This is a genomic window from Acinetobacter sp. V89_7 (assembly GCF_029967895.1).
GTDB lineage: Bacteria > Pseudomonadota > Gammaproteobacteria > Pseudomonadales > Moraxellaceae > Acinetobacter > Acinetobacter soli.
Map to the genome: position 1 here is coordinate 279991 of NZ_JASCAJ010000017.1, position 25297 is coordinate 305287.

Below are 25297 nucleotides of genomic sequence, written 5' to 3' on the forward strand. Positions count from 1 at the left end.
GTGATGAAAAGACAATATTTGAGTAGTTGTGTGGGGTTGATCAGTATCTCAATGGCATTACCATGCTTTGCAGGCTTCACGTTTGGCGATGCAAAAACAGATACGGGTGCACTGACGATTTCGGGCTATGTACGCGCCAATTATCAGGATAAAAACTACGGATCGGACAACGATCATAAACTCCAGTTTAATGCGGCTAAATTGGCGCTAGATTATGATTCGCCTCAATGGTTTGGTCATGCCGAATACCGTTGTTATCAGTATAGTACCTTGTGTGATTTCTCGACATTGGTTGATGCTTATGCAGGATATCGTTTTACTGATAAGCAAACATTAACCTTAGGATTACAGCCTGTTCCATTTGGTATTGGTCGTTTTTGGGAAAGCTCACTCTATGGTGGGATTAATAACACCATGGGATTGGAAGATGCACATAATCTGGGTGCAAATTATCATCATGAAATCGGTTCGACCAAAATTGATTTAGGTTACTTTGCAACTGATGGTGGGCACTATACGGGCGATAGCCGTGATTCAGCGCGTTATACTGCAAATTTTGTCAAAACCAGTGATCCAACCCAATCAACGTTAAATGAAAAAAATATGTGGATTGCGCGCGTAAGTCAGGATATTAAACTCTCACCTGACATGAGCATGAATGTGGGTGGTTCTTACTGGTACTCCGATATTGAAAATAAGACTTCTGGTTTAGATGGAAACCGTAAAACATGGGCGTTGTTTACAGGCCTGAATTACAAAAATCTAGCCTTAAGCTTCACTGGCGGCCAAAATGATGTCACCAATAAAGATGCGTTACATCCTGATTATTCGGTGATGGGATCTTATGATGGCGAATATTATGTGGCCAATAAAGGCCAGTTTTATACCGCAGATGCTCGCTACGTCTTTAAAGACGTTTATAAGGGTATCAATATTACGCCTTATGCTACCTATACCAGTTATATCAAGGATACAGACGGTTATAAAAATTCAACACGTCACTTTTTAGGTGCATCATTTGATTATAAGAAGGTGTCTTTGGTTGCTGAATACATTATCAGTAAAAATGATCCATTCATTGGCGGTGATACGGCCTCATTGGCACAAGGAGATAATGCCAACAAGTCGAACCGATTACTCAACTTGACTCTGTTTTATTATTTCTAAGTCTTTTAGTTAAGAGCAGCAGGGCTCAAATTTTTTTCTTAATTTAAATGGTATACCATATGTGTAAGATATGGTATCCATTAAAGTGGTGGGCTATAAATCTCATTTATAGCCGTTTTAGACCTCAAAAGATTGAATGGGATTGGCAAACATGGATCTTCAAAAACAGCCTTTATTTCGACAAAAAGCACTTGTCGCAGGGCAATGGTGTGATGCCGATAATGGTCAGCAAACGCCAATTTACAACCCTGCAAACCAAGAAATGATTGGATGTGTTCCGAATATGGGACGGGCTGAAACCGAGCGTGCAATTGAAGCAGCGTATGCTTCATGGAATACGTGGAAAACAAAAACCGCCAAGGAAAGATCAGTTTTACTCAAAAAATGGTATGAGCTGATTATCGCCAATCTTGATGTACTTGCAGAAATTTTGACGACCGAGCAGGGTAAACCTCTTAATGAAGCAAAAGGCGAAATTAGCTACGCGGCGAGCTTTATAGAATGGTTTGCAGAAGAAGCTAAAAGGATCTATGGCGATGTGATTCCAAGCCCTTATCCGGATGCACGAATTGTAGTAAACAAACAGCCGATTGGGGTGGTGGCTGCAATAACGCCATGGAATTTTCCGGCTGCCATGATTACCCGAAAAGTGGCCCCCGCATTGGCGGCAGGCTGTCCATGTATTGTCAAACCTGCACCTGAAACACCATTTACAGCCTTGGCACTGGCTGATCTGGCAATACAGGCAGGAATTCCTGCCGAAATGATCAGTGTGATTACAGGTGATGCTGTTCAGGTTGGTGATGCCATTTTCGCCAGTGATCATGTACGTAAGTTTACTTTTACCGGCTCAACCCCTATTGGTAAACTCTTACTGGAAAAATCTGCAAAAACACTGAAAAAAGTCTCGCTCGAATTGGGCGGCAATGCACCGTTTATTGTCTTTGATGATGCTGATATTGAAGCAGCCGTTGAAGGGGCACTCATTGCAAAATTTAGAAATGCAGGACAAACCTGCGTATGTGTAAACCGTTTCTTGGTTCAATCTGGTGTTTATGAAAAATTCATTCAGGCATTTAAAATCAGAATCGAAAGTTTAAAAATTGGACATGGGCTAGAAGCAGGCAGTGAAATTGGGCCTTTAATCAATGCGCAAGCAGTAAAAAAAGTACAATCTCACATTCAAGATGCACTGAGTAAAGATGGTCGGCTAATTACTGGTGGACACGTCGACGCTACAGGCGAGCTATTTTTCGAACCGACCCTGATTGCCGATGCCAATTCCGAAATGATGGTTGCAACGCAGGAAACCTTTGGTCCCTTAGCTGTAATTTTCAAATTCGATACCGAGCAGCAAGCGATCCAGATGGCTAATGATACTGAGTTTGGCCTGGCGGCCTACTGCTACACACGTGATTTAGGGCGTGCATGGCGGATGAGCGAACAGCTTGAATACGGTATGGTGGGCATCAATAAAGGACTGATTTCAAATGAAGTTGCACCTTTTGGAGGAATCAAGCATTCTGGTTTGGGGCGTGAAGGCTCAAAATACGGCATCGAAGATTATCTTGAAATTAAATACACACTGTTTGGAGGGTTATAATGAGTAATGACAGATTTGAAAAAGGCTTAAGTATTCGCAAACAGGTGTTGGGTGAAGAATACGTCAACAACTCGATCAATCATGCAGACGACTTCAATCTACCGCTACAAGAGTTGGTCACTGAGTATTGCTGGGGTGCAGTCTGGGGACGTGAGGAGTTGTCTAAACCAGAACGAAGTCTCATCAATTTAGCCATGATTTCTGCATTGAATCGACCTCATGAATTAAAACTGCATGTGAAAGGTGCGCTGCGTAATGGTGTGTCCAAAGAAAAAATTCGTGAAGTATTACTACAGGTGGCAATTTATTGTGGCGTACCTGCAGCAGTCGATAGCTTTCGTATTGCCAAAGAAGCCATTAAAGAATACGAAGCAGAACACCTTGCAAAATAATTTAAGGTCTAAGTTAAAAAAAGAGAGCCATAAGCTCTCTTTTTGTTGCTCAATGGATTAATTATAAGCACGCTCGTTGTGCTCACTCACATCGAGGCCTTGTTGTTCCTGTTCGGATGTGGCGCGTAAACCGATGGTTTTATCGATGACTTTCATAATGATCCAAGTCAGTACGCCACAGTACACAACTGTTAGGCCAATACTGGCAATTTGCGCGATGAACTGTTTAAACAGATTTACATCCTGATTGCCGCCAAGGGCAGGGATACAAAATATTCCAGTCAGAATACAACCTACCATTCCTCCAATGCCATGTAGTGAAAATACATCTAACGCGTCATCAAAGCCGAATTTACGTTTGAGCCCCGTCACCGCAAAGAAACAGCATATACTGGTTATCAAACCGACTGCAATTGCACCAAAAGGGCCAACATAAGCAGCTGCTGGTGTAATACCAACCAAACCTGCGATGACTCCAGATGCAAGACCCAATGAAGTCACATGTTTGGTCATTATTTTTTCAACCATCATCCAGCCCACAATTCCACCGCAGGTTGCAATGGTGGTGGTCATGAGTACTAGGCCTGCTGTGGTATTTGCTGCCAGTGCTGAACCAACATTGAAGCCATACCAGCCAGCCCAAAGCAAAGCAGCGCCCATCATGGTAAATACCAGATTATGAGGAGGCATTGGGGTTGTTGGCCAGCCAAGACGTTTCCCAATAACGATTGCACCGACCAGAGCAGCAACACCTGAATTGATGTGTACAGCGGTTCCACCTGCAAAATCCAGTACACCCCAGTTATGCATAATTGCACCGGGGCCGCCCCATACCATATGTGCCAAAGGTCCATACACCAAAACCAGCCAGAGTGCACCGAACAATACCACAGCACCAAATTTCATTCGCTCTGCAAAGCCACCAATGGCAATACATGGTGTGATCATGGCAAAGGTCAAACCAAAAATACATAAAACATATTCAGGCACACCTGCAACCAGCGTTTGATCGGTAATTCCTGCCATAAATGCTTTACCCAAACCTCCAACAAAACTATTGAGATTAAGGCTACCTTCACTCATGTGGGTAGTATCCGCCACGATGCTGTATACAATGGCAATCCATAAAATGCCGACTACACCTGCAACTGCTAAAAACTGGGAAAAAATTGAAAGTACGTTTTTAGCTCTCAGCATTCCGCTATAAAACAGTGCCAGACCAGGAATGAACATAATGAGCACTAAAATTGCTGAAACCATGAGCCATACAGTGGAAGCAGCATCAAAAGGTGTATCGGCAGCAAATACATCGACAGGCATCAGTATAAATAGACACAATCCTAATTTTTTGAGTATATCGGAGGGCATGGTAGAAACTCCTAATGCAAAAAGAAAATAAAAAACTTTTTATTCCTAAAGGGAATATTAATTTCATTTTGTTAAAGCAATTCTTATACCACGATGGTTTTTTGCACTTAATTTTCTCAATGTCAGGCCTAATCAAGTTGCCTAAATCTTCGTTAGTAAATGCAATAAGGGTTTTGATTGACTACTGAAATGAAGGATGCTCTGTAAAAAGTTGTATCAGATGATCCATTACAGTTCTGATTCTTTTGGCCGTAATCAAATTACTATGCACCACTAACCAGATAGGTTGTTCAACTAGGGTGTTTTCATTGATTTGAACAAGTCCTGATTGATTCGCAATAAAGTCTGGCAACAAACCAATGCCTAAGCCAGATTTCACAGCATCAATTTGTGTGGAAAGACTATTGGTTTCAATCTTAAAGTTTTGATTTCGTATAAAGTCTTTCATCCAGTGCGCAAGTGACAAATGTTGATGAGTATCAGCCCAGCCTACATAGTGATATTGATCAGGTTGAAGATCATTGTCTTGAATAAACTTCATGTAAGATGTGGCAGCATAGAGTCCAAAACGAAGTGTTCCCAAGCGTTTGATGGTGAGATTACCAGCGTCAGGTTGAATCGTTCTGATGGCTAAATCGGCATCTCGACGATGCAAGTTAGTGAGTTGCACACCACTGTTAATTTCAATACGTAACTCGGGATGGCGAGAAAAAAGAGACTGTAAGGAAGGGATTACCAAACCATTGGCCAGATTTTCTGAAACAGCTAAACGAACCAGTCCCTGTGCTTGTGCATAATTTTGTCCACTTTCTGTCAGGCTGAGGGCTGCATTTTCGAATGCTTCTGCATTACCAAGTAAGGCTTCACCTTCGAGTGTAAGTTGATAACCTGTTTGATGTCGCGTAAACAGCGTCATGGCCATATCTTGCTCTAGGCGCTCCAAACGCCTCGATACGGTGGCAATACCCAAATTTAATTTTTCGGCAGCGGTGGTGAGTGTGCCTGTTCGGGCAACTGCAAGAAAAACTTTCACATCATCCCAATGCATATATTTTCCAAAAATGAAAAACCAGTTTCAATTATTATCTATATAAATTTCAATCATGGAAATAGATACTTCGGCTTTCACATGCTGAGGATGTATAAATGCCTTTAAAATTATGGATAGCTTTGATTGTTTTAAGCTTGAGTAGCTTTGCCATTGTCACAACCGAATTAGCGCCGATAGGTTTACTTTCCGCCTTGGCACATGACCTGAATCAAAGCGAAGCCATCACTGGACTGATTGTGACAGGATATGGTTGGGTAGCGGCTATCTCGGCGTTATGCTCGATCGTTTTGCTCATTCGGTTTCCACGAAAAATGGTCTTAATGATCATGCTGCTGATTTTGGCAATTTCCAATATCATCGTGGCCTTTAGTTCATCATTTAATATGATTTTTTCTGCACGTATTATCGGTGCAATTGCGCACGGTAGCTTTTGGGCCTTGATTGGAGCTGTCGCTTACAATCTGGTTCCGAAACATAAATTGGGTTTGGCTACATCAATTATTTTTTCAGGTGTTTCAGTTGCGAGTATTTTGGGTGTACCTCTGGCGAGTTATCTGACTCAACTGAGTAGCTGGCGGCTGGCGTTTGAATTTCTGGGTCTTTTATCTTTCATTGTTTGTATTTTAATTCTATTCTTTGTTCCCAAAATTCCAGATCAAGCCCCTTTAGTATCTGGTTTTTTTAAAAAAGTGCTTCAGCATTCGACTTTAAATCGTTTATTTATTCTTACAGCACTGATCATTTCGTCACATTTTGCTGCATTTACATTTATTGAACCGTTTCTGAGCCAAATCGCACATCTTGAATCGGGTCAGATCACATTACTTCTTCTTGTTTTTGGTTTGACAGGTTTAATCGGCAATATCCTTGCTGGAAAGTTGATAGATCGACATTTACACACAATCATCTTGGTCAGTTTAGTATTCATTTCGGGAAGTGTGTTTGCTTTTGGATATTTGGGGTATCACGTTACTTTGAGCATCGCAATCGTATTTTTGGCGTTGTGGGGCGTTTCAATTGCAAGCATATTTGTAGGTTTACAAACTTGGGTTTTGAAGCAGGCAGATGATTTGGCAAGTGCAGCCTCGGCAATCTATGTTGCAGTTTTTAATGCCAGTATTGGCTTGGGAGCGCTAATCGGGAGCTTCATGCTGCAATATGTCACGCTCAATCGAGCATTTGAAATCATTACAATCTTTCTAATTTTTAGTCTTTATCTGCTGCAAAAATTTAACCGAACGCATTAATTAAAGATTGGATCGTATCTCTATTTCCAGTGTCATCTAAGTACAAGAAAAGTGGTGAAGAAATAGAAGATACGATTGCTTCAGGTCATGAAGAGCAATTACTCTTCGCTGCTTCCATAATTCATTACAGACAAAAGACGAATAGGCACCTGCACTAGTTTCTCTGGTCCATGAGGAATTTCACCTTCCAAAGTCAGGCAATCACCTGGTTGCATATGAAAAACTTCTTGTCCATGTCGATAAATCAGCTCTCCCTCGACCAGATACAGCATTTCTGTGCCTGGATGAGCGAAGGTCGGGAATTCTTCACTGGCATCATCCATACTCACCAGATACGCCTCAAAGTTCTTTCTTGGGCCTCTAGAATGCGTTAATAAACGATAAGTATGGCCTTTTTCAGTACCGCGGCGTACCACCTCCATACCATCTCCAGATTTAACCAGCATGGCATGACTTTCTTGCTGATCGTATTGACTAAATAAAGTCGACATTGGAATTCCGAGTACTTCGCACAGGCGGCTTAAGGTTTCCAAGCTCGTAGACACTTGTGCATTTTCAATCTTACTGAGCATGCCCTGACTAATCCCTGCAATCTGAGCTACTTCTGAGAGTTTGAGGCCTTGTTCCTGACGATGTCGTTTAATTTGAATACCAATATATTGTTCCAGCTTCACGCTGTTTTTGGTGTGTCTCATTATGGTTCAACTCTGCACTATTTTGATGACAATGAACTGAGAATTTTACTCAAAACAAAAAGTAGATGTAATACATTTAAAAAATCTTGTGGTGAAATATATATTCCTATTGGGAATATATGGCGTATATGATCGTTTATTACAAAAACAAAAGAAATTTTTAAAAGTTGGCAAGGGATTTGCTTTCTTTATAGGAAACAAAGTTTCTTGTATTGAAAGCTAAACAATTTAAGAAACGAACGTGCATTTTTTGAGCCAAATACAGTTTTGCCATATTAGGAGTATGTCAATTATGTTGCAGCAAGCCGTGAAGGAGATGTTTGATCACTATGAATTGACCAGTCAACCGATGTACCGTCCAGAAGTACAAAAGGTCATTGATCAGCATCATTTAAAATATGTTTTGGCGCAATTTGTTGATATTCATGGTGCTGCCAAAACCAAGTCGGTCCCGATTTCGGGCTTAAAAGCAATTGAGAAAGACGGTGTCGGATTTGCAGGTTTTGCTATTTCTGGTATGGGAATGCAACCCCATGGTCCTGACTTTATGGTGAAAGGCGATTTATCTACTTTAACTCCAGTTCCTTGGCAACCGGGTTACGGACGGGTGGTCTGTGAAGGGTATGTGAATGGAAAGCCGCATCCATATGATTCACGTTATGTACTGCGCCAGCAAGTCGAGCGTCTAAAAGCTCAAGGCTGGACATTAAACACTGGGCTTGAGCCGGAATTTAGCCTGTTTCGTCGTGGCGAAGACGGCAAACTCAAAATGGTAGACGACTCCGATAATCTGGATAAACCTTGTTATGACTATAAAGGCTTGTCTCGTTCGCGCGAATTTTTAGAACGATTAACTGAAGCTCTCATTCCTGTGGGTTTTGATATTTATCAGATCGATCATGAAGATGCCAACGGTCAGTTTGAAATCAACTATACCTATGCAGATGCCATGAAGTCGGCAGATATGTTTACCTTTTTCCGTATGGCTGCGGGTGAAATTGCCAACGATTTAGGCATGATTTGTTCATTTATGCCAAAACCTGACCCGAAGCGTGCAGGCAACGGCATGCATTTTCATTTGTCGATCGGCAGTGAAAAAAATAGCAATCTTTTTCATGATGCCAGTGATCCAAGTGGAATGGGTCTATCGAAAATGGCCTACCACTTTATTGCAGGTCTGCTTGAACATGGTCCGGCACTCTGTGCTTTTTGCGCACCAACCGTAAATTCTTATAAACGCCTCGTGGTGGGTCGTTCACTCTCTGGCGCGACATGGGCACCAGCCTTTATTGCATATGGCGGCAACAACCGCTCAGCCATGGTGCGTATTCCGTATGGTCGTATTGAGCTGCGCTTGCCCGATGCAGGCTGTAATCCTTATCTGGTGTCGGCTGCCATTATTGCAGCAGGACTTGACGGAATCGAACGCGAACTGATGCCACCACCGGCCTGTAATGAAAACCTATATAGCCTTGGGCTTGAAGAAATTGCAGCACGTGGCATTCAAACCTTACCGCAGTCGCTTAAAGAAGCCATTGATGCACTCAAAGCAGATCCACTGTTTGCACAGAAAATGGGATCTGAAATTGTGAACGAGTTTATCGAACAAAAAAGCATGGAGTGGGTGGAATACTGCCGCCATGTATCCGACTGGGAAATTCAGCGCTATACCGAGTTTTTCTAAAGTCTTAAACAACAGACAGATCAAAAATTAATTTTTGGAGACATCCTATGTGTGGAATCGTTGGTTTATATCTTAAAAATCCTGCGCTTGAATCTCAGCTTGGCAAACTATTTGAACCGATGTTGAAAGCAATGACCGGTCGTGGTCCCGATAGTGCAGGCTTCGCCATTTATGGTGATGAAGTGCAAGATGGCTGGGTCAAATTAACCTTGCAAACTACAGATGAAACGTTTAACTGGCAAGGATTTGCAGAAAAGCTTCAAGCTAAATTATCTACAGGTTTTGACTGGTTTCAAAATGCAACTGCTGCCGTCGTAAAAGTTGAAGCAGATGAAGAAATAGTACGTGCGGCAATCGATGAAATTGCCCCTGAACTAAAAATCATGAGTGTTGGGCAAAGTATTGAAATTTTAAAAGGCATGGGTTTACCTGTCGAAATTTCTGAACGCTTTGGCCTTGCCAACATGAAAGGTAGCCACATTATCGGACATACCCGTATGGCCACTGAAAGTGCCGTAACCATGGAGGGAAGTCATCCATTTTCAACAGGTGCCGATTTATGTCTGGTTCACAACGGCTCGTTATCGAATCATGCACGTTTACGTCAAGAGTTAAAGCGTGAAGGTATTAGCTTTGAAACAGATAACGATACCGAAGTTGCAGCAGGTTATCTCACTTGGCGCTTACAGCAGGGCGATAATCTGGAGCAGGCGTTGAATCACGCACTCGATGATCTGGATGGTTTCTTTACCTTTGCGATTGGAACCCGTGATGGCTTTGCTGTTATTCGCGATCCGATTGCATGCAAACCTGCTGTACTGGCCGAAACCGAAGATTACGTTGCGATGGCCTCTGAGTATCAGGCATTGGCTTCTTTACCCAATATCGATCAAGCCAAAGTGTGGGAACCCGAACCAGCCACCTTGTATGTATGGGAGCGTTCGTCAGCCAAAACGAACGCAGCGGCATAAGTTAAACGGTTAAAAAATCAGGAGCAGCAATATGAACAGCACAGTATTGGCAGACAAAATTGAGCAAACACTTTTAAAAGATACTTACGATTTAAATCTAGATAGCGTACGCGATCTCAATCAGGCATTGCATAGCAAGGATCTGGTCAATGAAATTGCACATTGGACGGTTAAGAACCCTGCGGGTATACATAATATAGCGGTGGGGATTAAAGCTCCGATTTCGGTCACCATCGATGGTCATGCAGGATATTACTGTGCAGGCATGAATCAGGAAGCGGATATTGTCGTAAATGGTAACGTTGGGGTAGGCGTTGCAGAAAACATGATGTCCGGCTCTGTGCGTATCAAGGGCAATGCCTCTCAGGCTGCGGGTGCAACTGCACATGGAGGATTGCTGGTGATTGAAGGGGATGCAGGCGCACGCTGTGGTATTTCTATGAAAGGTGTAGATATTGTCGTGGGAGGCAATATCGGTCATATGAGCTGTTTTATGGGGCAAGCGGGCCGTTTGGTCGTCTGTGGTGATGCAGGTGATGCACTGGGCGACTCTCTTTATGAAACCCGTATTTATGTGAAAGGAGCCGTAAAATCTTTAGGTTCAGACTGCATTGAAAAAGAAATGCGTGCTGAACATCTTGCCGAATTGGCGGAGCTGCTGGCCAAAGCTGGTTTTAACGAATCCCCAACCTCGTTTAAACGCTATGGCTCAGCCCGCCAACTTTATAACTTCAAAGTAGACAATGCATCTGCTTACTAAGATCAAACGTAGATCGGAGAAATAACCATGACACAATCAGCTACTCAATTTGAACCAGTACTACGTGAATCGGCTACGTTTGATCGTTTGACCATTCAGGAAATTCAACGTGCTGCCGCGACCGGAATCTATGATATTCGCGGTGGTGGTACCAAACGTCATCTGCCACATTTTGATGATTTATTATTGCTGGGTGCGAGTATGTCTCGTTATCCGCTAGAAGGGTATCGAGAAAAATGTGGTACCGATGTGGTTTTAGGCACACGTTTTGCCAAAAAACCGATTCATCTGAAAATTCCTGTGACCATTGCAGGAATGAGCTTCGGTGCGTTATCTGCCAATGCCAAGGAGTCTTTAGGCCGTGGCGCGAGTATGGTCGGTACGTCTACTACCACAGGTGATGGCGGGATGACCCCCGAAGAGCGTGGGCATTCCGAAACGCTGGTATATCAATACTTGCCATCGCGCTATGGTATGAACCCAGACGATTTACGTAAAGCCGATGCCATTGAGATTGTCTTGGGGCAAGGGGCCAAACCTGGGGGTGGCGGTATGCTGCTCGGAATGAAAGTGACAGAGCGTGTGGCGGGAATGCGCACTTTGCCTGTTGGCGTCGATCAACGAAGCGCCTGCCGACATCCAGACTGGACTGGGCCAGATGATTTGGCCATCAAAATTGCCGAAATCCGCGAGATCACAGACTGGGAAAAACCAATTTATGTCAAAATTGGGGCAAGCCGTCCTTATTATGATGTCAAGCTTGCAGTTAAGGCAGGAGCAGATGTGATTGTACTCGATGGCATGCAAGGCGGAACAGCCGCGACTCAAGAAGTGTTTATTGAGCATGTGGGAATTCCGATTTTATCTGCCATTCCCCAAGCGATTCAGGCTCTACAGGAAATGGGCATGCACCGTAAAGTACAACTGATTGTCTCTGGTGGTATCCGCACTGGTGCAGATGTGGCAAAAGCGATGGCACTTGGTGCCGATGCAGTCGCAATTGGTACTGCTGCCTTGATTGCTTTGGGGGATAACCATCCACGCCTTGATGATGAGCTAAAAAAAATCGGTTCGGCATCAGGCTATTATGACGATTGGCAAAATGGCCGTGACCCTGCCGGAATTACCACCCAAGATCCAGAACTTGCTAATCGTCTAGATCCAATTGAGGGTGGTCGACATTTAGCCAATTACTTGCGCGTATTGGTTTTGGAAGCTCAAACCATGGCGCGTGCTTGTGGTAAATCACATCTACATAACCTCGATCCAGAAGATCTGGTTGCCCTAACAGTAGAAGCCGCTGCCATGGCACGTGTGCCATTGGCTGGAACCAATTGGGTACCGGGGCAACTCCAATATTAAGTATCGACCTTGTGAGCGTTATTTGAGCATAAAGCACCTAAAAAGGGTGCTTTACGTGTCGGGTGTTAATTCATTTAAAAATAGAAAAGAACAGGATAATTCAGATATGATGCTAATCCTTGAGTCACATCGTGGTGTACGGGTTTAGCTAATGAACTTTAAAAGTATTGAAAATTTTTATTGGGTGGCCCGTTTAAATAGTTTTAATAAAGCCGCAGTTAAACTTAATACCACACAACCTGCGGTGTCTCAGCGTTTAAATACCTTTGAGCAAGAACTTGGAGTCAAGCTTTTAGAGCGGACATCACGCAGCTTGCAATTGACCGAAAAAGGCCAAATCGTTTACGCCTACGCAGAAAAATATATTCAACTCAATCATGAGTTACTCAAAGCATTGTCTGAAAAAACGGCACTTCAGGCCACCATTCGCTTGGGTGTTGCAGAAACGATTGTACACACTTGGCTGGTCGATTTTATCGAACAAGTGCAACAAGAGTATCCTGCTGTAACTTTCGATATTGTGATTAATATTACCCCCATGCTCAAACAAGCGGTTGAAGCCGGCGAACTGGATATGGCGTTTTTACTTGAATCAAGCTGTAATTTTGATTGTGTAGAAATACCACTATGTCAGTTTCAACACAGTTTTTTAATTGCACCACGTTTCCACAAACGCTTTTTAGAGCGTCAGCTTACTCTCAAGGATGTGTCTAATAGCACCATTTTGACTTATCCCAAAATGACCTATCCCTATATGGATTTAAAAAATCAGCTGATGCAGCACGGCTTAAAAGAACCTAAAACCATTACCAGTTACTCCTTAGCCACTTTAATTAAAATGACCGAAGAAGGTATGGGAATTGGGATTATTCCACATTTATCGGTGATTCACGAACTACGTGAAAAACGGTTACAGATTTTGCCCTCTGAGTTGGTATTAAAGCCATTTCGTTTTTCCTGTGTGTATATTGCGGGTAAAGATGATCTGGTCAAACAAAGTTTGTCGAAAATTGCGCAGCAGATTGCACAGCACTCACTGCGTAAGCTCAATAACCAGTTTGATGGCGATGATTATCGTTAAATACATGCTTAACCGCTCTGCATTTATTAAGATGAGTTCTTAAATGAACTCATTTGGATATGTCCAGATCAGCGCAAAAAAGTGCGTCATATAAGTGCAGTATGCACCATTAAAGTACTGATTTTTAATATTTATTTTTTTAGATATAACCGTAGCTAATTGATATCGATAAGCAAAGATTATTAATCATTTTTAAGTCAAAAAAACTATATAAATGAATAAGTTATTTTTTATCTTTCGTACTGTGTAAATATTGTTCCAATCCTGTCTGCTGTGTTTAAGTAAATAAGCGCCAATATTAGTGAAGAAACTAAAATCTGTTTCTTGCTCAGGGCAACGTGATTCCTCCTCAGGCTAAGCAAAGAGCGAATAAATTTTATGGACAAAAAGACATTTTTTAGTGAACGGCAGTGGGCGATTGTTGCCTCGATTTTCTTAATGGCAACATCAGCCATGGGGCCGGGTTTTCTTACCCAAACTGCAACATTTACCGTCAAAATGGGCGCTGCATTCGGGTTTGGTATTTTACTCTCGATTATTATTGATTATGTGGTACAGCAAAATATCTGGCGCGTGGTCACACTAACACAAAAGCGTGCTCCAGACATTGCCAATATTGCGTTGCCCGGAAGTGGCTATGTACTTGCAGTGCTGGTTATTTTTGGAGGATTCTTTTTCAATATCGGTAATATTGCCGGGGCGGCGCTCGGATTAAATGCCTTGTTTGGACTCGATACCAAATGGGGCGGTGTCATTAGTGGTGCTATGGCAATTATGATTTTTGCATCGCGCAAAGCCAGTTTGGTGGTCGATAAGAGCATGATCATTCTGGGTATTTTAAAAATCGCGATTATTGTCGTGGTGGCTTTTATTGTGGCACCACCAATGGCCGATGCATTTCATCAAACGATTTTGCCAAGCCATGTCGACTTTGCCAGTATTACTACTATTGTAGGCGGAACAGTTGGGGGCTACATCTGCTATGCGGGTGCACACCGATTGCTCGATAAAGGTGCCGTGGGTCCTGAGCACATTGCAGAAGTCTCACGTGCTGCAACCAAAGGCATTGTGGTGGTTGGCGTAATGCGCTATGTACTGTTCTTGGCAATTTTAGGTGTAGTGGTCAGTGGCGCAACCATTGATTTGGCATCGCACAATGCCAATCCAGCTGCTCAAGCCTTTCAATATGCTGCCGGTGAATTCGGATTTAAACTGTTTGGCCTTATTTTTTGGGCAGCTGGTATCAGTAGCTCAATTGGTGCAGCTTACACTTCAGTTTCGTTCTTTACAGCATTTAAAAAAGACCTCGACCTCAAGCAGCGTAACTTTTGTACCATTATTTTTATTGCGCTTGCATTGTTGCTCTATGTCTTGATTGGCGCAACGCCAGCGAGCCTATTGGTATTTGTCGGCGGTTTAAATGGTCTGGTTCTACCGATTGGTCTGACTATCTTTGTATATGTTGCCGCATGCCGTAAAGATATGCTCGGCGGCTACAACTATCCAATGTGGCTGACCGTTTTAGGCGTACTGACCTGCTTGCTTACGTGGTACATGGGTTATGTATCGTTTAACACGATTTTTAATTACCTCAAAACTCTATAGGACATTCCCATATGCATATCGATTTGAATAGTGATTTAGGTGAAAGCTACGGATCTTGGAGCATGGGGAATGATGCACAGATTCTACCCATTGTCAGCAGCGCCAATATTGCCTGTGGTTTCCATGCCGGTGATCCGCTGGGTATTTTTAATACCTTGAAACAGGCAGCACAGTTACAGGTGACGGTCGGGGCACATGTGTCTTATCCAGATCTGGTCGGTTTCGGGCGCCGTAATATGCAGCTTTCTTACGATGAACTCATGACTGATGTGATGTATCAGATTGCGGCCTTGCAAGGTTTAGCCAAAGCGGCAGGCACCGAAGTGAAATATGTAAAGCCACATGGCGCGCTGTACAACACCATTGCCACAGATTTGGAGCAGGCCAGAGCCGTAATTGATGCAATCAAAAAGATGGATTCAGACCTGACGTTGGTGGCACTTGCTGGTTCAAGCTTGATTAAATATGCCCAGCAGCAAGGCCTTCAGGTGGTGGCCGAAGCCTTTGCAGACCGTGCGTACAATGCTGATGGATCATTGGTATCGCGTCGGTTGCCTGGCGCGGTGCTGCATGATGCCGACTTTGTGGCACAACGTGTTGTGAGTATGCTCAAAGAGGGAGGTGTTGTCTCAATTGATGGTCAATTTACACCAATCGATGCACAGAGTATTTGCCTGCACGGCGATACAGAGGGTGCATTGGCGATGGCAGCAGCCATACGTGAGGCCTTGATTCAAGAGGGTATCGAGATCCGCTCATTTTGTGAGGGCACCTAAATGAATCAGCTACAATTTGCCCATGGTGAAGCGCTTTATGCTGCAAAGCAAGCACGCTACGACATTCGTAATGGCTTTGACCTCCCGACGGCTGGCTTGGCGGCGGGCCTAACGCAGGTCAACATGATTTCGGTTCCCAAGGCATGGGCCTATGACTTTTTACTGTATAGCCAGCGCAATCCACAAAGCTGCCCTGTACTTGATGTAATCGAAGCTGGCCAGTTTCAAAGCAAACTCATTCAAGAATCTGGCCATGATATCCGCACCGACTTTCCGCGATATCGAATTTGGGAACACGGTCAATGTACCGATGAAGTGAACGATGCCACATCCATCTGGAATCAGCACAACGACTTGGTGACGTTTTTAATTGGATGCAGTTTCTCCTTCGAAACAGCACTGATAGAGGCCGGCATTGAAGTCCGTCATATTCAAGACCAACGAAATGTTCCGATGTACCTCACCGATATTGAATGTGTTCCCGCAGGACGAATTTCAGGTCGACTGGTCGTCTCTATGCGTCCAATTAAAGCATCACAAGTGAGTCAGGCCGTACAAATTACTGCAAAAATGCCCAATGTTCATGGGGCGCCAGTGCATATTGGCCACCCAGAAAGCTTGGGAATTTCAGATCTGAACTGTCCAGATTTTGGCGATGCACCTCGCATATTAAACGATGAAATTCCGGTCTTTTGGGCATGCGGCGTGACGCCACAAGCTGCTGTCATGCAATCAAAAATTCCGTTTGCGATCAGTCACGCGCCGGGACATATGCTGATCACCGATGTGCCAGATCGGGCATGGATGCGCTAAGGATAAGGAGAACTTCGAGATGCGATTTTTATCTGTAAATAGCGACAGTCTTCTAATCGAACTGGGTGATTTACAACACACCATGCAGTTGTATCGACATTTGCGAGACGCCGCGCATCCGCATATACGTGAAATGGTACCTGCCGCAGCAACCATTTTAGTGTATTTCAATCCGCTTCAAATCACTGCCAGAGCACTCATCCATTGGATTAAAGCACAAAAACCAAGTGCCGATACGCAGTCAAATCATCGTCATATCGAGATAGAAGTTTGCTATGACGGGCCTGATTTACCGCATGTCGCTGAACTACTCAACTTATCAGTAAAAGAAGTGATTGAGCGACATACTCAAGCGCCGTGGCAGGTGGCATTTATTGGTTTTGCACCCGGCTTTGGTTATTTAAGTCGTGCAGATCAGCCCTTTGGTAGCGTACCGCGACTGGATTCACCACGTAAAAAAATCCAATCCGGTTCGGTGGCACTGGCAGGTGAATATTCTGGGATTTATCCCAAAGATAGTCCCGGCGGTTGGCAACTGATTGGGCAAACCACCTGTAAAATGTGGGATCTGACACGCGAGCATCCGGCATTATTACTGCCCGGCGATCAGGTCCGTTTTATCGATGTGACGCATCGACCAACCCATGTGGCTGTACATGATGTGGACCTTAAAACGGCTGATGTCGCACAATCTGAGCTTTCGCATGTTTTAGAGGTATTACAGGCAGGCCTGCAAACCCTGATTCAAGATGAAGGCCGCAAGCACGTCGCTGCCATGGGCGTAGGCGCGGCAGGCGCCATAGATCGTGCTGCTTATCATTTGGCTAATCAGATTGTGGGTAATCGCCCAGATGCGGCGGCACTTGAGGTGCTCAACGGTGGAGTAAAATTCAAAGTATTAGCACCCACAGTTGTTGCTGTGACAGGGGCACAGAGCAATATTTGGGTGATTGATCGAAATGCGGTACGTAGTCGTGTTTCTGGTTACACCGCATTGGCACTTGATCCAGAAGACATGCTTCAGATCGATCCACCACAGGCTGGAATACGCAACTATCTTGCCGTGCGTGGTGGCGTTGCCACTGCACACGTATTAGGAAGCGCAAGTTACGATACTTTGGCTGAGTTAGGGCCAGCCCCTTTACAGGTACATGACCTGATCTGTGTGGGTAACGCTGCTGTAAGTGCGGTTGAACTTTATGCGCAGGCACCAGAGCAGCTAGCGAAAGTCGGTGAAGTTATCGAAATCGATGTGGTTTTAGGGCCACGCACCGACTGGTTTGAACCGGAAAGTATTCAGCAGTTTTTTAAGCAGCAATGGCAGGTCACACACGAAAGCAACCGCGTGGGATTACGTTTAAAGGCACCACATGGATTAAAGCGACAGATTCAGCAAGAGCTACCCAGCGAGGGAACCTGTACAGGTGCTTTACAAATCCCGCCAAATGGTCAGCCCGTTTTGTTTATGAATGATCACCCTCTGACTGGCGGTTATCCGGTATTGGCGGCTGTTGCCACACACGATCTGAATAAAGTTGCGCAAATTCCGCCGGGTGCTTTCATTCAGTTTCGCCAATTTACACATGTTTTAGATTTGGACGCCGAGTAAATAGATAATGGACAAACAACATAAAATTTTAATTGCCAACCGTGGTGAGATTGCAGTACGTGTCATTCAGGCATGTAAAGATTTAAACATTCCATCTATTGCGGTGTATGCCGATGATGATATTGACAGTTTGCATGTTCAATATGCCGATGAGGCATGGGCACTGTCTGGCGTTACCGCCAAAGAGACTTACCTGAATATTCCGCGTTTGATTGAAATTGCACAAAATGCGCAGGCCACCATGATTCATCCCGGCTATGGCTTTTTATCTGAGCGTGCCGAATTTGCGCAGGCTGTGTTAGATGCCGGCCTGATCTGGATTGGGCCTTCGCCAGAAAGTATTGAAAAGTTAGGCGACAAGATCGAAGCCAGAAAAATTGCGGCATCGGTGGGTGCTCCGTTGGTTCATGGTACAGCTCAGCCCTTAAACAATGCCCAAGAGGCACTTGAATTTGCTCAAACCTATGGCTTACCTATGGCCATTAAGGCCGCATTTGGTGGCGGTGGCCGCGGTTTGAAAGTGGCATGGCAGCTCGAAGAAGTTGAAGCGTTGTATGAGTCTGCGGTACGTGAAGCCATTGCTGCATTTGGTCGTGGTGAATGTTTTGTCGAGCAATATCTGGATAAACCCCGTCATCTGGAAGCGCAGATTATCGCCGATCAGCATGGTCATGTCGTGGTGGTGGGAACCCGTGATTGTTCATTACAGCGACGCAATCAAAAACTGGTGGAGGAGGCACCTGCACCGTTTATCGATGAACATATACATCAACAAATTCTTAGCTCATCGACCAATATTTGCCGAGCTGCACAATATGTGGGTGCGGGAACGGTCGAATATTTACTGAGTCGAGATGGCAAATTATCTTTCTTGGAAGTAAACACCCGCTTACAGGTTGAACATCCAGTCACGGAAATGACCTCAGGCATCGATCTGGTTTGTGAACAAATCCAGATTGCATTGGGTCGGCCTTTAAGTATTCAAGACACCCCACAGCCTCAAGGTCATGCAATCGAGTTTCGAATTAATGCTGAAGATCCGGCGCGCGGCTTTATTCCAGCTTTTGGGCGTATCGAAAAATTTACCGCACCTTTTGGTCTGGGGGTGCGTCTCGATACTGGTGTACTCTCGGGCAGTTTGGTGTCTAGTCATTTCGACTCACTGATGGCCAAGCTGATTGTATACGGCCCAACCCGAGAGATTGCATTGCAGCGCGCCCGACGAGCACTTGCGACTTTTGAAATTGAAGGCGTTGCATCGGTATTGCCATTTCATCGAGCAGTACTGACACAACCGGATTTCACTGAAAATTTTCAGGCGCATACGCGCTGGATTGAACAGGACTTTCAGCATAACTTTGATGTTGCACCGCGTAGTTCGCTGAGCAGTCAAAGTGGTGTACAGCATTTTATGTTGGAAATTGACGGTAAGTTACATCGCGTGGGCTTACCAGTGGGCGTGTTTAGCGGCTTTGTAGCCCAGTCTCAACCGAGTCGTGAAAGTCTAGTTGAGCAAAGCAGCAGCCCAAATGATGTGATTGCACCGATTAATGGGGTCATTACTACATGGAAAGTTGCAGAAGGTGCGCAGGTTGCAAAAGGTGAGGTGATTGCGATTATGGAAGCCATGAAAATGGAGATTCAAGTAACGGCACATCAAGCTGGTACACTGCAACATCTGGCTCAAACTGGAAAAACCTTGAAAGCAGATGAAAAGATCGCGGAAATCATCGCGGCTTCTTAAAACGCTGTCTTTTAAATAGCCGATGTCATTATTTAACCACTCGGGAGATGCGATAGGCAGCTCCCGAGTATCGAGATTTAGTCAATCAGTTCAATGGCAATAGCGGTGGCTTCTCCGCCACCAATACACAGCGCCGCAACGCCTTTACGCTTGTTCAGACGTTTGAGTGCATGAATCAGCGTCACAATAATACGTGAGCCGGAAGATCCAAGTGGATGCCCCAAGGCGCAGGCACCACCATGAATATTGACTTTTTCAGGATCAAGCGCAAAGGCATCAATGGCTGCCATGGTGACCATCGCAAAAGCTTCATTGATCTCCCAAAGGTCGACTTCCTCAGCCGACCAACCGACTTTTTTCAGTAACTTTTCAATTGCACCCACTGGTGCGATCGTAAACTCTTCAGGGCGCTGCGAATTCGAGACGTAACCCTTAATTTCGGCCAATTGAGGCAACTGACGCGTTTTGGCTTCTTGTTCGGACACAATCAGCAGTGCAGAGGCGCCATCACTAATTGAACTAGAATTGGCGGCAGTCACTGTTCCATCTTTGGCAAAAGCTGGTTTTAAGCTTGGTATTTTGTCAATTTTGGCATTGCCCGGATTTTCATCATGTACAACGGTGATGTCACCTTTACGTGTTTGAACAGTCACAGGCGTAATTTCAGCGTCAAAATATCCTTCGGCAATGGCTGTTTGTGCCCGCGTTAAAGACCGAATGGCAAAGGCATCCATGGCTTCACGGGTGTAGTTTTTCTGATCGGCCATTTCCTGCGCATAAGAACCCATCGCGCGGCCAGTGTAGGCATCTTCAAGACCATCTAAAAACATATGATCAAGCACCTGACCATGGCCCATACGATAACCCGAACGCGCTTTAGGCAACAGATATGGCGCATTGGTCATCGATTCCATACCGCCCACTACCGCAATCGAAATACTGCCGGCTTGAATGGCGTCGGCTGCAAACATTGCAGCTTTCATACCTGAACCACAGACTTTATTAATGGTGGTTGCACCCACATGATCGGGCAGTCCGGCTTTACGCATCGCCTGTCGTGCAGGGCCTTGCTTTAATCCAGCAGGTAGCACGCAGCCCATCATTACTTCATTAATATCATCGACTGGAAGCTGAGTCTGTTCAACCACGCGTCGAATAACCACGGCACCTAAATCGGGGGCCTGCAAATCGGAGAGACTGCCTTGAAAACTTCCCATCGGGGTTCGAGTGGCTGCTGCAATGATGACTTTTGACATGTTCAATTCCTTCTTTTGGGGTTTGACAGATCGCCATCAAACCCATCATGAAAATTTAAAATACGGGAGGGCTGTAGGTCAGGGTTTTGCCCAAGATCCAAAGTAAAAACATCACCAAAGGCAAATGTACCACCAGTTGAGTCACGGTAAATCCAATCACGTCTTTGGCTTTGAGTTTCAAGATTCCCAACATGGGCAGCATAAAAAATGGATTGATTAAGTTTGGTAAGGCCTCGGCTGCATTGTAGATTTGTACCGACCAACCTAAATGGTACTTTAAGTCGATCGCAGCCTGCATGACATACGGCGCTTCAATGATCCATTTGCCACCACCAGAGGGTACAAAAAATCCCAAAATAGCCGAGTAGATTCCCATCACCACAGCAAAGGTGTCATGCGAGGCAATCGAGACAAAAAATTCGGCAATATAATGCGACAATGAAAAATCTTGCGCATTCACTGCTTGAGTCATAATAAAGGCAATACTGCCGTAAAGCGGAAATTGAATCAGTACACCCGAAACCGCAGGTACAGCTTTACTCACGGCATTTAAAAAGTTGCGTGGTGTACGATGCAGAGCAAGGCCGAGCATCAGAAAAATAAAGTTGTAGGTGTTCAGGCTGGAAATGGCAATAATCGGATTGTTTTTAGAAAACTCAAGAGCCATCCAGATTAGGCCGAGTACCACCACCAAGATGGTTAGGATTGGAGAGTTTTCGAGCCAGTCTCCCGGACGATTAGACTTCTCCTCGACTTGTTCATCTTCGTCAAAATCAAGCTGGAAATCTTGCATCGTTTTGACGTTTTGCCCTTTTGGCGCCGACCAGTAGGCAATCACGATCGAAACAATCACCAGTACCAGTGTCATGACTAAAGATTGCCACAAAAAAATGGTTTCGGTAAATGGAATAACGCCGGTGAGATTATAAATCGATTCTGGCAGACTGGCCTTGTTGGCTTGAAGCTGTGCGGCAGATGAGCTAATTCCCAATGCCCATGTGGCGCCCATTCCAATGATTGCAGCCGCCGCAGCAGCGCGATAATCCATATTGAGTTCTTTACGCTTGGCCAGTGCAATCACCAGTAAGGCCGTCAAAATGGTACTGATCGCCCAGTTGACCAACGACACCAGTAAGCTCACTGTCGCGACCAGCACAATTGCACTACGGCCCGAATGTGGAATTCGGGCCATTTTATGAATCAGTTTTTTAACCGGTGCCGACACCGACACCACATAACCGACAATAATCAGCATGGTCATTTGCAGCGTAAAGGGGATTAGGCTCCAAAAACCGTTTCCAAAAGCACCAGCCACATCTTTAACTGGTGCACCAATAAAAATGGCAGCCACTGAGACAATAATCACGCCCAATAAGGCAAAAATGTAGGAATCGGGGAACCATTTTTCAGACCAGTTACTGACTTTTAGCGCAAAACGCTCCAATAAAGCGGGTTGTTTATCCATAATCAACATCCATTTTGTCGTTTTAGATAGATACACCGAATCGGCATAAGGCTGCCGATTCGGTTTTTTATTTTAAAATTCCGTCATGGAACTGGTTTTTATCATCAGCAACATTGCTTAAGCGGGTGCTGTATTGCATAGTGTTACACCTGTTGCGGCCTGAATGTCTTCGAAGCCAACGCCGTCGGCCAGTTCAATCAGTTCAATCCCACCGTCGACTACATCCATTACACCCATATCGGTGATAATACGATGCACGACGCGCTGACCTGTGAGTGGCAAGTTGCAGTTTGGCACAATTTTAGGTGAACCATCTTTTGCGCAGTGCTCCATCAGCACCACAACACGCTGTACACCGACCACCAAATCCATGGCACCACCCATACCTTTGACTTTTTTGCCGGGAATCATCCAGTTCGCTAAATCGCCTTGCTCAGAAACTTCCATCGCGCCCAGAATAGCGATATTCACATGACCACCTCGAATCATGCCGAAGGATTCACTGCTCGAAAAAAACGCTGCGCCGGATCGGGCAGTCACGGTTTGTTTACCTGCATTGATTAAATCGGCATCGACGCTGTCTTCTGTTGGAAACTCACCAATACCGAGTAAGCCATTTTCCGATTGCAACCAGACTTCAACATCTTCTGGAATATAATTGGCCACCAAAGTGGGTAAACCAATGCCTAAATTTACATAAAATCCGTCTTGTAACTCTTTTGCGGCACGTTGTGCCATTTGCTCGCGGGTCCATGCCATGATTATGCTTCCTGTGCTTTTAGGGTTTTTTGTTCAATCCGCTTTTCCGGGGTCGCATTGAGCACCACGCGATTGACAAAAATACCGGCCAAATGGATGTCATCTGGATCTAATGTACCGGTCTCGACAATTTCCTCGACTTCGGCGACGGTGATTTTGCCAGCCATTGCACATTCGGGATTGAAGTTTCGAGCCGTTTTACGAAAGATTAGGTTGCCGGCTTTATCGGCCTTGTAGGCTTTCACCAGTGCGATATCGGCAGTGAGAGATGGCTCTAAAATATAAGTTTTGCCTTCAAATTCACGTTGCTCTTTACCTTCTGCAATGAGCGTACCGACGCCGGTTTGGGTATAAAATGCAGGAATGCCTGAGCCACCGGCACGCAATTTTTCGGCCAGCGTGCCTTGAGGGGTGAGTTCGACCTCAAGTTCACCATTGAGATACTGACGTTCGAACTCTTTATTTTCACCCACATACGAAGAAATCATTTTTTTGATTTGACGGGTTTGCAGTAATAACCCCAAGCCAAAATCGTCGACACCCGCATTGTTGGAAATACAGGTGAGGTGCTTCACTTGCGTATCTTTGAGCGCATTGATTAATGCTTCTGGTATGCCACATAAACCAAAACCACCAACTGCAATGGTTTGATGATCTTTGACGATGTCCTGAAGTGCATCGGCTGCACTTGAATAAACTTTATTCATTGTCTTTACTCATAATCCCTTGTTTTTAGTTTTAGCATTTGCAACTTGCTTAAAGAAGTTGAAAATTTTAAAGGCTTAATGAGGAAAACTTATTAATGATGCTGATTTAACAATCAAAGACAACACGATAACGACAATCGCAAATCAAAGGACAAAGCTGGATACATCATGAAAAGCCCATCATCAGGCGCTTTTTAAAATCGAGGCATAAGAAAAACGTGTGAGCGCTTCAATAAACTGTAACGAGACATTGGAGAGTTCACCATCTTTTTTATAGACAATCCCGACCGCCTGATGCACATCGCTGTTTTCGATTTCAAGCAAGACATTGTGTTCTTTATCGATAAAATTTTGAAAATGACGCGGAATGGCACTGACTCCTATATCGAGTGCGACCAAACTTGAGAGGGTACTGATTTGATGGCACTCAACTTTCAAATCTAAAATTAAGCCGTGTTGTTGTGCATTTTGTTCGAGCAGATGCCGCACAATCGATGGATGTTGTAGCGTCACAAACGGGCAGGCATATAATTCAGGCCACTGCACGCTATTTTGCTGAGCCAACGGATGATGCTTAGGCACAAGTGCCAAAAAGTCTTCATCGAAGAGTGGTTTAAATTCAAGCTGTTCGTTCATCACAGGCTCAAAACAAATACCCAGTTCGAATATACCATCCAGAACATTTTCAATAATTCGTTCGTTGGGAATATCGTGAATGGAAAAACTGAGATTCGGATGTTCACTGGAAAAAATCTTGATCACCTCAGGCAAAATAGCATGGGTCACAAAGGGCATAGAGGCGATGCTGAGTGTGCCACGGTGTAATTTAAAACGCTGTTTCACGTCTTTTTCCATGTCTTCCCAGTTGGCCAGCAATTTACGTGCAAATGGAATCAAGGAGAGGCCTTCTTGGGTCAGCTCGACACGTCGGGTATTGCGCTTAAACAGCTTTCCGCCCAGTTCTTCTTCGAGAGATTTAATGCTTAAGCTCAATGCAGACTGACTCAAATGTAGCTCAGTTGAGGCACTGGCGTAATTCAACGTTCTTGCGAGTACCAAAAATGCTTTCAGTTGCTTGAGGGTCATGCGAGGTCATCCTGATCGATTTTTTGATTTTTGTTATGTAATTATATGGAATTTATCAAGTTTTATGCGGTTATTTTTGTAAAACCAGCGTGTCGT

22 protein-coding genes are annotated in these 25297 nt (G+C 44.5%); 14 read left to right on the top strand and 8 right to left on the bottom strand.

Going from position 1 to position 25297, the window contains the following annotated elements; translation table 11 throughout:
• Window positions 1-3 precede the first annotated feature (3 nt).
• From QLG00_RS02570 to QLG00_RS02580, 3 genes are all read left to right on the top strand, one after another.
• Complete coding sequence (locus QLG00_RS02570) at window positions 4-1167, top strand: hypothetical protein (protein WP_151745991.1); 1164 nt, start codon at window positions 4-6, stop codon at window positions 1165-1167.
• 151 nt (window positions 1168-1318) lie between these two features.
• Window positions 1319-2770: an NAD-dependent succinate-semialdehyde dehydrogenase gene (locus QLG00_RS02575; RefSeq protein ID WP_282470448.1), complete on the top strand. Its 1452-nt coding sequence runs from the start codon at window positions 1319-1321 to the stop codon at window positions 2768-2770.
• Window positions 2770-3162 (top strand): carboxymuconolactone decarboxylase family protein, encoded by a 393-nt coding sequence (locus tag QLG00_RS02580; RefSeq protein WP_025094934.1) that lies wholly within the window; start codon window positions 2770-2772, stop codon window positions 3160-3162. Before QLG00_RS02575 ends, QLG00_RS02580 begins: the two co-directional genes overlap by 1 nt.
• Window positions 3163-3219: 57 nt before the next feature.
• On the opposite strand, the gene QLG00_RS02585 is transcribed toward QLG00_RS02580, so the two are convergent.
• Both QLG00_RS02585 and QLG00_RS02590 read right to left on the bottom strand, forming a co-directional pair.
• A complete protein-coding gene (locus tag QLG00_RS02585) occupies window positions 3220-4530 on the bottom strand; it encodes an ammonium transporter (RefSeq protein WP_282470449.1) in 1311 nt (436 codons plus the stop codon).
• 181 nt (window positions 4531-4711) lie between these two features.
• The gene (locus QLG00_RS02590; protein WP_088459244.1) at window positions 4712-5578 is read right to left on the bottom strand and encodes a LysR family transcriptional regulator; all 867 of its coding nucleotides are present in this window, start codon (window positions 5576-5578) and stop codon (window positions 4712-4714) included.
• A 98-nt stretch (window positions 5579-5676) separates the two neighbouring features.
• Here QLG00_RS02590 and QLG00_RS02595 point away from each other — a divergent pair, with 98 nt between their 5' ends.
• On the top strand, window positions 5677-6828 hold the full coding sequence (locus tag QLG00_RS02595; protein WP_282470450.1) for an MFS transporter: 1152 nt from the start codon (window positions 5677-5679) through the stop codon (window positions 6826-6828).
• A 98-nt stretch (window positions 6829-6926) separates the two neighbouring features.
• On the opposite strand, the gene QLG00_RS02600 is transcribed toward QLG00_RS02595, so the two are convergent.
• Window positions 6927-7523 (bottom strand): XRE family transcriptional regulator, encoded by a 597-nt coding sequence (locus QLG00_RS02600; RefSeq protein ID WP_004939122.1) that lies wholly within the window; start codon window positions 7521-7523, stop codon window positions 6927-6929.
• Window positions 7524-7815: 292 nt separating this feature from the next.
• Between QLG00_RS02600 and glnT the strand changes: the two genes are divergently transcribed.
• The 10 genes from glnT (at window position 7816) to QLG00_RS02650 (ending at window position 19928) form a co-directional block, all read left to right on the top strand.
• Window positions 7816-9207, top strand: coding sequence for a type III glutamate--ammonia ligase (gene glnT, locus QLG00_RS02605; RefSeq protein ID WP_004939119.1), 1392 nt, complete (start codon window positions 7816-7818; stop codon window positions 9205-9207).
• Window positions 9208-9254: 47 nt separating this feature from the next.
• Window positions 9255-10178 carry a glutamine amidotransferase family protein gene (locus QLG00_RS02610; RefSeq protein ID WP_282470451.1) on the top strand — a complete coding sequence of 308 codons (924 nt, stop codon included), beginning with the start codon at window positions 9255-9257 and terminating at the stop codon, window positions 10176-10178.
• 31 nt (window positions 10179-10209) lie between these two features.
• Entirely contained in the window at window positions 10210-10938 is a 729-nt protein-coding gene (locus tag QLG00_RS02615) for a hypothetical protein (RefSeq protein WP_004948533.1), read from the top strand.
• Between the two features lie 27 nt (window positions 10939-10965).
• Window positions 10966-12300, top strand: a complete 1335-nt coding sequence (locus QLG00_RS02620) for an FMN-binding glutamate synthase family protein (protein ID WP_004939108.1) — start codon at window positions 10966-10968, stop codon at window positions 12298-12300.
• 151 nt (window positions 12301-12451) lie between these two features.
• Entirely contained in the window at window positions 12452-13381 is a 930-nt protein-coding gene (locus QLG00_RS02625) for a LysR family transcriptional regulator (protein ID WP_025094928.1), read from the top strand.
• Between the two features lie 378 nt (window positions 13382-13759).
• Window positions 13760-14986, top strand: a complete 1227-nt coding sequence (locus QLG00_RS02630) for an NRAMP family divalent metal transporter (RefSeq protein WP_004939104.1) — start codon at window positions 13760-13762, stop codon at window positions 14984-14986.
• A gap of 11 nt (window positions 14987-14997) precedes the next feature.
• The gene (locus QLG00_RS02635; protein WP_250364731.1) at window positions 14998-15762 is read left to right on the top strand and encodes a 5-oxoprolinase subunit PxpA; all 765 of its coding nucleotides are present in this window, start codon (window positions 14998-15000) and stop codon (window positions 15760-15762) included.
• The gene (locus QLG00_RS02640; protein WP_282470452.1) at window positions 15763-16575 is read left to right on the top strand and encodes a putative hydro-lyase; all 813 of its coding nucleotides are present in this window, start codon (window positions 15763-15765) and stop codon (window positions 16573-16575) included.
• Between the two features lie 19 nt (window positions 16576-16594).
• Complete coding sequence (locus QLG00_RS02645; protein ID WP_282470453.1) at window positions 16595-18184, top strand: 5-oxoprolinase/urea amidolyase family protein; 1590 nt, start codon at window positions 16595-16597, stop codon at window positions 18182-18184.
• 7 nt (window positions 18185-18191) lie between these two features.
• Window positions 18192-19928 carry a biotin carboxylase N-terminal domain-containing protein gene (locus QLG00_RS02650; protein ID WP_282470454.1) on the top strand — a complete coding sequence of 579 codons (1737 nt, stop codon included), beginning with the start codon at window positions 18192-18194 and terminating at the stop codon, window positions 19926-19928.
• Between the two features lie 77 nt (window positions 19929-20005).
• Here QLG00_RS02650 and QLG00_RS02655 read toward each other — a convergent pair whose 3' ends face one another.
• The 5 genes from QLG00_RS02655 to QLG00_RS02675 form a co-directional block, all read right to left on the bottom strand.
• A complete protein-coding gene (locus QLG00_RS02655) occupies window positions 20006-21184 on the bottom strand; it encodes a thiolase family protein (RefSeq protein ID WP_282470455.1) in 1179 nt (392 codons plus the stop codon).
• Window positions 21185-21239: 55 nt separating this feature from the next.
• Complete coding sequence (locus tag QLG00_RS02660) at window positions 21240-22649, bottom strand: TIGR00366 family protein (RefSeq protein WP_055415232.1); 1410 nt, start codon at window positions 22647-22649, stop codon at window positions 21240-21242.
• A 117-nt stretch (window positions 22650-22766) separates the two neighbouring features.
• Window positions 22767-23408 carry a 3-oxoacid CoA-transferase subunit B gene (locus QLG00_RS02665; protein WP_282470456.1) on the bottom strand — a complete coding sequence of 214 codons (642 nt, stop codon included), beginning with the start codon at window positions 23406-23408 and terminating at the stop codon, window positions 22767-22769.
• Between the two features lie 2 nt (window positions 23409-23410).
• The gene (locus QLG00_RS02670) at window positions 23411-24115 is read right to left on the bottom strand and encodes a CoA transferase subunit A (protein ID WP_004939077.1); all 705 of its coding nucleotides are present in this window, start codon (window positions 24113-24115) and stop codon (window positions 23411-23413) included.
• A 183-nt stretch (window positions 24116-24298) separates the two neighbouring features.
• Complete coding sequence (locus QLG00_RS02675) at window positions 24299-25201, bottom strand: LysR family transcriptional regulator (RefSeq protein ID WP_025094920.1); 903 nt, start codon at window positions 25199-25201, stop codon at window positions 24299-24301.
• Window positions 25202-25297 lie beyond the last annotated feature (96 nt).

Excerpts from the sequence above, each read along its gene's own strand:
- QLG00_RS02570 (WP_151745991.1), top strand. The coding sequence starts at position 4 with ATGAAAAGACAATATTTGAGTAGTTGTGTGGGGTTGATCAGTATCTCA.
- QLG00_RS02575 (WP_282470448.1), top strand. The coding sequence starts at position 1,319 with ATGGATCTTCAAAAACAGCCTTTATTTCGACAAAAAGCACTTGTCGCA.
- QLG00_RS02580 (WP_025094934.1), top strand. The coding sequence starts at position 2,770 with ATGAGTAATGACAGATTTGAAAAAGGCTTAAGTATTCGCAAACAGGTG.
- QLG00_RS02585 (WP_282470449.1), bottom strand. The coding sequence starts at position 4,530 with ATGCCCTCCGATATACTCAAAAAATTAGGATTGTGTCTATTTATACTG.
- QLG00_RS02590 (WP_088459244.1), bottom strand. The coding sequence starts at position 5,578 with ATGCATTGGGATGATGTGAAAGTTTTTCTTGCAGTTGCCCGAACAGGC.
- QLG00_RS02595 (WP_282470450.1), top strand. The coding sequence starts at position 5,677 with ATGCCTTTAAAATTATGGATAGCTTTGATTGTTTTAAGCTTGAGTAGC.
- QLG00_RS02600 (WP_004939122.1), bottom strand. The coding sequence starts at position 7,523 with ATGAGACACACCAAAAACAGCGTGAAGCTGGAACAATATATTGGTATT.
- glnT (WP_004939119.1), top strand. The coding sequence starts at position 7,816 with ATGTTGCAGCAAGCCGTGAAGGAGATGTTTGATCACTATGAATTGACC.
- QLG00_RS02610 (WP_282470451.1), top strand. The coding sequence starts at position 9,255 with ATGTGTGGAATCGTTGGTTTATATCTTAAAAATCCTGCGCTTGAATCT.
- QLG00_RS02615 (WP_004948533.1), top strand. The coding sequence starts at position 10,210 with ATGAACAGCACAGTATTGGCAGACAAAATTGAGCAAACACTTTTAAAA.
- QLG00_RS02620 (WP_004939108.1), top strand. The coding sequence starts at position 10,966 with ATGACACAATCAGCTACTCAATTTGAACCAGTACTACGTGAATCGGCT.
- QLG00_RS02625 (WP_025094928.1), top strand. The coding sequence starts at position 12,452 with ATGAACTTTAAAAGTATTGAAAATTTTTATTGGGTGGCCCGTTTAAAT.
- QLG00_RS02630 (WP_004939104.1), top strand. The coding sequence starts at position 13,760 with ATGGACAAAAAGACATTTTTTAGTGAACGGCAGTGGGCGATTGTTGCC.
- QLG00_RS02635 (WP_250364731.1), top strand. The coding sequence starts at position 14,998 with ATGCATATCGATTTGAATAGTGATTTAGGTGAAAGCTACGGATCTTGG.
- QLG00_RS02640 (WP_282470452.1), top strand. The coding sequence starts at position 15,763 with ATGAATCAGCTACAATTTGCCCATGGTGAAGCGCTTTATGCTGCAAAG.
- QLG00_RS02645 (WP_282470453.1), top strand. The coding sequence starts at position 16,595 with ATGCGATTTTTATCTGTAAATAGCGACAGTCTTCTAATCGAACTGGGT.
- QLG00_RS02650 (WP_282470454.1), top strand. The coding sequence starts at position 18,192 with ATGGACAAACAACATAAAATTTTAATTGCCAACCGTGGTGAGATTGCA.
- QLG00_RS02655 (WP_282470455.1), bottom strand. The coding sequence starts at position 21,184 with ATGTCAAAAGTCATCATTGCAGCAGCCACTCGAACCCCGATGGGAAGT.
- QLG00_RS02660 (WP_055415232.1), bottom strand. The coding sequence starts at position 22,649 with ATGGATAAACAACCCGCTTTATTGGAGCGTTTTGCGCTAAAAGTCAGT.
- QLG00_RS02665 (WP_282470456.1), bottom strand. The coding sequence starts at position 23,408 with ATGGCATGGACCCGCGAGCAAATGGCACAACGTGCCGCAAAAGAGTTA.
- QLG00_RS02670 (WP_004939077.1), bottom strand. The coding sequence starts at position 24,115 with ATGAATAAAGTTTATTCAAGTGCAGCCGATGCACTTCAGGACATCGTC.
- QLG00_RS02675 (WP_025094920.1), bottom strand. The coding sequence starts at position 25,201 with ATGACCCTCAAGCAACTGAAAGCATTTTTGGTACTCGCAAGAACGTTG.